At 60.5% G+C, this 8613-nt stretch carries 9 protein-coding genes; 2 read left to right on the forward strand and 7 right to left on the reverse strand.

The annotated features are described in order from the left end of the window. Positions 1-120 precede the first annotated feature (120 nt). The gene (locus WMO66_RS12000; protein ID WP_349136657.1) at positions 121-849 is read right to left on the reverse strand and encodes a FadR/GntR family transcriptional regulator; all 729 of its coding nucleotides are present in this window, start codon (positions 847-849) and stop codon (positions 121-123) included. Positions 850-1045: 196 nt separating this feature from the next. Here WMO66_RS12000 and WMO66_RS12005 point away from each other — a divergent pair, with 196 nt between their 5' ends. Both WMO66_RS12005 and WMO66_RS12010 read left to right on the forward strand, forming a co-directional pair. Continuing rightward, on the forward strand, positions 1046-1384 hold the full coding sequence (locus WMO66_RS12005) for a UxaA family hydrolase (RefSeq protein WP_349136658.1): 339 nt from the start codon (positions 1046-1048) through the stop codon (positions 1382-1384). Further along, the gene (locus tag WMO66_RS12010) at positions 1371-2609 is read left to right on the forward strand and encodes a UxaA family hydrolase (protein ID WP_349136659.1); all 1239 of its coding nucleotides are present in this window, start codon (positions 1371-1373) and stop codon (positions 2607-2609) included. The genes WMO66_RS12005 and WMO66_RS12010 overlap by 14 nt, the downstream gene beginning before the upstream one ends. On the opposite strand, the gene WMO66_RS12015 is transcribed toward WMO66_RS12010, so the two are convergent. From WMO66_RS12015 to WMO66_RS12040, 6 genes are read right to left on the reverse strand one after another with little or no spacing between them, the layout of a single operon-like run. Next, entirely contained in the window at positions 2610-3896 is a 1287-nt protein-coding gene (locus tag WMO66_RS12015) for a nickel pincer cofactor-dependent isomerase, group 22 (protein ID WP_349136660.1), read from the reverse strand. Next, entirely contained in the window at positions 3893-4999 is a 1107-nt protein-coding gene (locus WMO66_RS12020) for an Ldh family oxidoreductase (protein WP_349136661.1), read from the reverse strand. The genes WMO66_RS12015 and WMO66_RS12020 overlap by 4 nt, the downstream gene beginning before the upstream one ends. An 18-nt stretch (positions 5000-5017) precedes the next feature. Beyond that, on the reverse strand, positions 5018-5728 hold the full coding sequence (locus WMO66_RS12025) for an ABC transporter ATP-binding protein (RefSeq protein WP_435387802.1): 711 nt from the start codon (positions 5726-5728) through the stop codon (positions 5018-5020). A gap of 11 nt (positions 5729-5739) precedes the next feature. Further along, positions 5740-6516 (reverse strand): ABC transporter ATP-binding protein, encoded by a 777-nt coding sequence (locus WMO66_RS12030; protein ID WP_349136663.1) that lies wholly within the window; start codon positions 6514-6516, stop codon positions 5740-5742. Continuing rightward, the gene (locus tag WMO66_RS12035; protein WP_349136664.1) at positions 6494-7519 is read right to left on the reverse strand and encodes a branched-chain amino acid ABC transporter permease; all 1026 of its coding nucleotides are present in this window, start codon (positions 7517-7519) and stop codon (positions 6494-6496) included. Before WMO66_RS12035 ends, WMO66_RS12030 begins: the two co-directional genes overlap by 23 nt. A gap of 12 nt (positions 7520-7531) precedes the next feature. Next, on the reverse strand, positions 7532-8404 hold the full coding sequence (locus WMO66_RS12040; protein WP_349136665.1) for a branched-chain amino acid ABC transporter permease: 873 nt from the start codon (positions 8402-8404) through the stop codon (positions 7532-7534). Positions 8405-8613: the final 209 nt, after the last annotated feature.

Raw genomic sequence — 8613 nt, forward strand, 5'->3', positions numbered from 1 at the left:
GGAATCCCGTGTGCTACGCACACTCGCATCGTGCTGACGCACGCTGCGCCGTCTCATGCAGAATCTGACGCGCCCTCAGCGCTATAAAAAGCTTTTAAAGCTTTTTATCAGATTCTAGTATCAGAACTGCGCGTCCATTCCGGCGCTGCGCGCCGCCTCGCGGGTGTCGTTCTTCGAGATGCGCATATGCTGCCGCATCTCCAGATCGGCCGCCTCGGCATCATGCTGGGCCAGCGCCTCCATGATGCGGCGGTGTGGCTCGACCACGTTCGAGCAGTTCTTCAGAATGGCAAACGAATTCAGCCGGTAGGTGTGCAGGGCGGGAATGAACTGCTTGTACAGCGAGACGAGGAACGGGTTGTTCGTGCTTTCGCAGATCTTCTCGTGGAACTTCTCGTCGAGCTGGGCCATAAGGTTCGCGTTGGCATCCTCCGGCGGCAGCGCCGCAGCATGCGCCGTCTGGTCGACGATCTGCCGCAGCTCCGCGAGCGCTTCCTCCGTAATATGCCGTGCGGCCTCGCGGGCCACGAGCGGCTCAAGTGCCTCGCGCACCATGTAGATATCGCGCAGGGCAAAGATATTGCCCTCAAACCAGCGCTCGGCCTCCTCGCTGCTGGGCTGGCACGCCTTGATGAACGCGCCCTTGCCGTGGACGATCGTTACATAGCCCATCGTCTGCAGCACGCGCAGCGCCTCGCGGATGGACGAACGGCCGACGCCGAGCTGCTTGCCCAGTTCATTTTCCGTGGGCAGCTTTTCGCCGGGATTTCTGCCCGGCTCCTGAATGTAGCTTCGGATGCTTTCGATCACCTTGTCGGTGGTTGACATCTTGTCGATGGGGATCATCATAATCTCCCGCTCCTCTCTCGTTTGCCAGCTCTCGCAGTTAACTGCACATTACTTGACATTTTGCATTGCATAATATTCTACGTTCTTCTGTAATCATATTAACGCATCAATTCAGAAATGTCAAGCGAATTTTATTCAACGCATCCGGTTCCGCCTCCCGGCAGGACCTGCAAAAGCTTCAGGAGGGCTTCAGATCATGACAAATCAGACCGGCTATATCGTTTACGCGACGGACAGCGTCGGCACCGCACTCGGCGAGATCGAGCCGGGCGCGATCCGCCTGCTCGGGGAGCCCGGCGACGGGCACGTCACGGCCGTCGAGCACATCCCCTTCGGTCACAAATTCGCCCTGCGGGCCCTGCGGGCAGGCGATCCTGTGATCAAATACGGCGCGCGCATCGGCACGGCCACGCAGGATATCGTTCCCGGTGAGCATGTGCATCTGCATAACATGCGCAGCGACTTTGACGAGCGCGCCTCAACGCTGGACGCCGAGACGGCCCTGCCGGAGGACATCGTCTATGAACTGTACTGAGGAGGAAAACGCCATGGAAGCAAAACCGATCTGCCAGGCCTGGCTCCGCCCGGACGGCGGCAAGGGCATCCGCAACAAGGTCCTCGTGCTCTACACCGTGGAGTGCAGCAAGCACGTCGCAGAGTCCATCGCGGCGCATTTTCAGGCGCAGCACAGGGACGTCGATGTCACCGGCTCGCTCGCATGTCTGGACAATCAGGCCGTCGTGCAGCGCATGCTGGCCTACTGCGTCCATCCGAATGTCGGCGCCGTGCTCATCGTCGGCCACGGCTGCGAATATATCGAGCCGGACCGCATCCGCGACTTTGCGCGGGCCCACGGCCGCCCGGCCGAGGCGTTTTACCTGCAGAAGGTCGGCGGCACGGAGGCGGGCATCGCGCTCGGCTGCAGGCTCGTCGGCGAGATGCTGGAGAAGATCGAGGCAGGCCCCCGTGCGCCGATGTATGCGCATGAGCTGATCATCGGCGCAAAGTGCGGCGGCTCGGACTTCACGTCCGGCATCGCCGGAAACGCCGTCATCGGCAAATTCTTTGAAAATCTGACCGCCGCGGGCGGCACGGCCATGATGGAGGAGGTCGCCGAGGCCGTCGGTCTGCGCGGCCACCTGGTCTCGCGCGCCGTGAACGAGGACGTCGCCCGCGACGTCGCCCTGACCTATGACAAGACCATGGAGTTCTGCCGCAGGCTCGGCCGCTACTCCATTTCGCCGGGCAACTTCGTCGGCGGCCTGACGACGATCGAGGAAAAAAGCATGGGCGCCGTCGTGAAAATGGGCGGCTGTAAGATCGAGGGCGTTCTGAAGATCGCGCAGCGGCCGAGGTACCCCGGCTTCTGGCTGCTGGACGTCATTCCGGACGACAAGCCCGAGCCCGCCTTCTTCTTCGGCGGCGACGCGACCGGCCTTCTGGACCAGATCGCCTGCGGCTGCCACCTCGTTCTGTTCAATACGGGCCGCGGCCACGTCGGCGGCACGCCCGTCGCTCCCATCCTGAAGCTGACCGGCAATCAGGAGACGTTCGACATGCTCAGCCACGACATCGATTTCTGTGCAGGCAGCGTCCTGACCGGCGCGGAGACGAAGGCCGAGGCCGCCGAGCGCCTGTGGGGCCTCATCCGGTGCATCTGCAACGGCGAAGAAGTCCACGCCGAGCGCGTCGGCCACCGCCAGGGCACCCTGTTCTTCAACTATCAGGACCCCCGCCGCGTTGTCCCGTGCCGGTATTGATCAGGCTCTCTCCCAGCCGGTAAAATAGCCGTCGCTTCCGAACACCGGGCGAAGGGCCACGCCATCCGTGCGAAGCCACGGCATTGCGGCCGTGTCTGCCAGCAGGCGCTCCGTCACATAGAACGTCTGCACATGGTTCGTGTCGCGGATCCACATGGCGCGGTATCCGCTTTCGGCATTTGCGCCCGTGATGGTATGCAGGGCAAAGCGGATGGCAAGGTCATCGTTCTCCATGACGATCGGAATGCGGAAGCCGTTGATATCGCGTGAGGTCAGGGAGTTGGGATAGGTCTGCTCCATATCGATCTTGTCGAACAGGCGGCGCGTCGTCACGTCGGCATTGCCCATGCCCGTGGCATTGTGGTGCGCCTCGTCCGTCAGATCGCGTGCAACGATGCGCTCGGCAAACGGCCGCGAAATGCCGTTCTGTGCGGAGCGGCCGGTGACGTTCGGGTCCATGCCCGCGCCGCTGATATTCTTGCCGATCCAGTCGACGATCAGAAGATCGAGTTTTTCATACGGAATTCCGAAGAGCTGCGCCGCCGCATCCGGCAGTAGCTCTTTTTCCGTCTCCAGAATTTTGTCCGGAGCGACGGCGACGACGCGATACGTCTCGTGATAGCCGTTTTCCATGGAGGCCATACCGCAGAGGATATTCGTGTTGGCGATGATCTCCAGACCGATCTCCACAATGTTCTGCGACATGCTCGGGAAGCCCTCGGCATGGCAGATGTCCGCGCCGAACTGCTTGCCCATGCCGATGACGATCATCTTGAGGATGCCGCTCTGGATGGGGCCGCGGATGTCCGTGTGGGGCTTGATGCGGCCGATGGGAATGATCCAGTCCGCCTCCGCCGCATAGCGGTCGATCCGCGCCGGGAAGCCGTGCGGCTTCGTAACGCCGACCTGCACCGTCTCCATGCTCGAGCGGATGGGCGCGCCGGTATATTCCTCGGTAATGCCGAAATCGGCGAGAATTTTCTTCTGTCCCTCGGCCTGCGCGCCTGCGTGGCTGCCCATGGCCGGGATGATGAACGGCTCTGCGCCGTGCTCGCGCACGACCTCACAGACCGTGCGGACAATGAGCGCGATGTTTGCGATCTCGCGCGAGCCTGCCGCGATGCAGACGCTCTGGCCGGGCTTCAGCTGCTCCAGTGTGCCGCTCTCCTGCATCACGCGACGCGTCTCTGCCGCGACGTCCTCGAGCTTCGGCGCGGAGCGCGTATTCTCGACGCGGTAGAAATTCGGCACACGATCGTGCTGGAGCAGGGCTTCAAAAATGCTCATGCCTGCGGGCCTGCCTTTTCGATCAGGTATTCCGCGGGATCGATGCCGAGGTCCTGGCAGATCTTGACGATCTCGTCATAGGTCTTGTCATTGACCTTCACACCCTCCTCCGCCACGCGCGCCATGTGGGCATAGGCCTTGTCGCCGTGCGTGTAGATGCGGGTCTGGCCGTCGGCCAGCGCAGAATTGCGGATGTCCTCGAGGTACTGGCTGAAGCGCTTTTCCATCTGCTCCTTGTCGCCGAAGATGGAATAATCGACGGCCATAAAGAAATGGCAGACCTTGTCGACATTCGGCACAACGCGGACCTCGTTGCTTGTGCGGCCGCCGGACAGGATGCCGCAGAACAGCTCGACGAGCAGGCTCAGGCCGTAGCCCTTGTGGCCGCTGTTCGTCTCGCCTTCGCCGCCGACGGGGAAAATGCCGCCGAGGGACTTCGTAGCGCGGATGCGCAGGAAATCGTTCGGATCATAGCTGGGAGAGCCGTCCGAATTCATGAGCCAGTCGCCGGGCAGAGTCTTGCCCGCCTTGGCGTAGACCTCCATCTTTCCGGCAGGTACCACACTCGTGGCCATGTCGAGATGGAACGGATGCGGCGTGCCGGGCATGGAGACGGCGATGGGGTTCGTGCCCATCATCGGCTGCTTGCCGAACGTCGGCACGACGAGGGCCTCGGTGTTCGTCATGGAGATGCCCAGCAGGCCCTGATCGGCAGCCATCTTGGCATAATAACCGGCGATGCCGTAGTGGTTGGAGTCGCGGACGACAACGATGCCGACACCGGCCTTCTTCGCCTTGTCAATGGCCATCTGCATGGCGGCGACAGAGACGGGCTGGCCGATGGCATCATGCGCGTCGATAACGGCGGAGACGGGCGTTTCGCGGACGATCTCACTCTTCGCGCCGCGCTTGATGCGGCCGATCTCCAGAGAATGCGTATAAAGCTTCATGCGCTGCACGCCGTGGGACTCGATGCCCATGCGGTCAGATGCCAGCAGCACGTTGGCAATGTCCTCACAGTCGGAGCGGCTGTAGCCATTGCGGGTAAAAACTTCCACGGTCAGGTCCCAGAGACGCTGATCATCAAAATAACGGTATCCCATAGTTGATTCCTCCTGTATTTAGCCGCCGAGATAGGTCTCGCGGATCACGTCGCTCTGAATCAGTTCACTGCTCTTTCCCGAGTGGGCGATGCGGCCGTTTTCCAGCACATAGCAGCGATTGGAGATTGAAAGCGCCATGTAGGCGTTCTGCTCGACAAGGATGACGGGCAGCTTTTTCACCGTGTTGATATTATGGATGACGTCAAACACATCGTCGACGATGACGGGGGCCAGGCCAAGGGACGGCTCGTCAAGCATGACCATGGACGGGTCACTCATCAGGCCGCGCGCAATGGCCAGCATCTGCTGCTCGCCGCCGGACATGGAACCGGCCTTCTGCTTTAGGCGCTCCTTCAGTCGCGGGAACATGGTGTACATCTCCTCGAGCTTCTCGTTCATCTGCGCAGCCGTGTAGGAGCGGCAGTATGCGCCCATCTCCAGATTTTCCAAAACAGTCATGTTCGGGAAGACCTCGCGGCCCTCTGGAACATAGGCAATGCCCGCCTTGCAGATCTTGTGCGCATGCATGCGGTTGAGCTTTTTCCCGTCGAACGTCACCTGGCCGCGGCCCATGTGGACCAGGCCCATGATGGTCTTCATCATCGTGGACTTGCCCGCGCCGTTTGCGCCGATGACGGAGACGATCTCGCCGGGGTAGACATCGACGTTGATGTCATAGAGCACCTGCACCTTGTCATAGTAGGAGCAGACGTTTTTCAGGCTTAAAATCGGTTCCATACTCATTCCTCCGTGCGGAAGCGGTCGCCCAGATAGGCCTTGATGACCTGCGGGTCATGCTGGATCTCCTCCGGTGTGCCCTCGGCGATCTTGCAGCCGAAGCTCAGCACCGTGATGCGATGGCTCAGGTTCATGACGACGTCCATGTTGTGCTCGATGAGGAACAGATCGACGCCGCTGTCATAGACCTTGCGCAGGATATCCACAAACTCGCGGCGCTCACTCGGGTTCAGGCCCGCAGCGGGCTCGTCGAGCAGGATGAGCTGCGGCGTCGTCATCAGCGCGCGGCCAAGCTCGCAGACCTTCTGGCGGCCATAGGCCAGATTGTCGACGGTCTCGTTGCGCAGATGATACATGCCGATGGAGTCGAGCACCTCGCACGCCTTCTCGCGCAGGACGCGTTCCTCGCGGTGGCTGCCGCGCAGGTCGACGATGAAGCGGAGCATGTTGTGGGAAACATCCTTCTGGCCGCCCATCATCACGTTCTCCAGCACCGTCATGGAGGAAAACAGTTTGATATTCTGGAACGTTCGGCCGACGCCCGCCTTAACGGTCTCAAAGGTCGGCTTGCCGGTCAACAGCGTATCGCGGAACCAGATCTGGCCGGACGTAGGCGGAATGACAGAGTTGATGAGGTTCAGCGTCGTGGTCTTGCCGGAGCCGTTCGGGCCGATGAGGGCATGGATTTCGCGCTCCTGCACGTCAATGGAGAGGTCATTAACCGCAACAAGGCCCTCGAAGCGCTTGACGAGATGCTCAATTCTTAATGTGGTCGCCATCCGCCGTACCTCCCTTCTCCATAGCCGGTGCGCCAGCCCTGCGGGCGCGCAGCCTGTTCCACTTTTCGCGGATCGGAGCCGCCAGCGAGACGATGCCCTTCGGCAGGAAGAGCGCGCACAGCAGAACGGCCGTGTAGTAAACGAAATAATAGTACTTGCCGAGGAAACGGAGCAGCTCCGGCAGCAGTGTGATGATCACAGCACCGATCACATTGCCGAACACCGAGCCGATGCCGCCGACCATGAGCATGATGACGAAGTTCGTGGACAGGTCCACCGTAAAGGACTCGGGGTTGATGTAGCCGATGAGGTGGGCATAGAGTGCGCCCGCGAAGCTGCCGAGCATGGCGGCCAGCGTGAACGCACGGATCTTTACCTTGGCGACGTCGATGCCGCAGGACTCCACGGCGTCAATATTATCGCGCACGGCCTTGAACTCGCGGCCCCACTTGGAATTGACGATACGCCAGGCAAACCAGACTACCAGAATTGCCACGATGAGCACCATATAGTAATATGGAATCGTGCCCTCGATCCGATAGCCGAAGAAGTTATAGCGCTCGATGCCGCGCAGGCCCTGTGCGCCGTTCGTCACGCCCTTCATGTTGTTCAGGAGCATGCGGATGATCTCCGTGAAGGCGATGGTCGTCAGGGAGAGGTACACGCCGCGCAGGCGCAGGCTCGGATAGCCGAGCGCCTTGCCGATGAGCCAGCCGACGCACAGCGCCGCCACAAGGCCGAGCCACGGAGAAACGCCGAGCTTCACATTCAGCAGGCCGGAAACGTAGGCGCCCATGGCGAACATACCGGCCGTGCCGAGGTTCATCTGGCCGGTCAGGCCGGTGATGAAGTTCAGGCCGCAGACCGCGATCAGATAGATCAGGATCTGACAGGCGATGGTCATATAGTATTCATTCCGGATCATCTGCGGCAGCAGGGCTGCGATCACGGCAGCGATCAGCAGCGGCAGCAGCCGGAAGATCAGCTTTTGTTCCTTTTTCATGCGGCAGCCCCCTTACTTATTTTTCTTCCCGAGGAGGCCCTGCGGACGGAACAGCAGGAACGCAACCAGAAGAACAAAGGCCACAACATCCTTATAGACCGACGGCAGGATCATGGAGGCGATATTCTCGACGATGCCGAGCACAAGGCCGCCCGCGATACAGCCGGGCATGTAGCCGAAGCCGCCCAGAACGCCCGCTGCAAAGCCCTTCAGGCCGATCATATTGGACATGGTGGAGCTGACATTGTACAGCGGCACAACCAGGATGCCGATGCAGCAGCAGATCACGGTACTGATGGCGATGGTGATCGCCATATTGCGGTTGACGTCGATGCCGACGATCGAGGCCGCCGTGCGGTTCTGCGCCACGCAGCGCATGGCCTTGCCGGGCTTGGTCTTCTGCAGGTAGAACTGCAGCAGTGCAACGATGACGATCGCGGTGATGATGAGAAACAGGTTGGATTTTGAGATAACGGCATTGCCGATCTGGTAGGTGCCGGACATGAAGTCCGGGATCGTAAAGGCGTTGCCGCCCCAGATCAGGCAGGCGCCCTCCATGATGACCTTGCCGAACATGATCGTGGCCATAATGGTGAAGATCATGGATTTCTGCTTGCGCAGCGGGATAAAGATCAGATAGGCCACCAGAATGCCGAACACCGCCATCAGCAGCAGCGAGGCGATCGCACTGACCACGGAATTCCAGCCGAGGCCCAGCACGAACATGCCCGCATAGATGTAGGCGCCCAGCGAGACCATTTTGTCATGGCTGAAGTTCAGAACGCCGGAGGCGTTGTAGATCAGCGTGTACTCGATGCCGATCAGCGCATAAACAAAGCCCATGGCGATGCCGCTGATCACAAGCTGGATGATCGTCCAAATCATAAACAAGTCTCCTATGAGAGTCTCCGAGCCGGTCCGGTGCGCCGAATTGCCGCCGGGACCGGCTCGAAAGGTTCCTTATGATAGGGGACAGAGCGTATTGGCGCTCTGTCCCGGATACGCGAGGGAGATGGGGCTTATACTAGAATCTGATAAAAAGCTTTAAAAGCTTTTTATAGCGCCGAGGGCGCGTCAGATTCTGCATGAGACGG

This window comes from Faecousia intestinalis, assembly GCF_040096185.1.
GTDB lineage: Bacteria > Bacillota > Clostridia > Oscillospirales > Oscillospiraceae > JAZOXB01.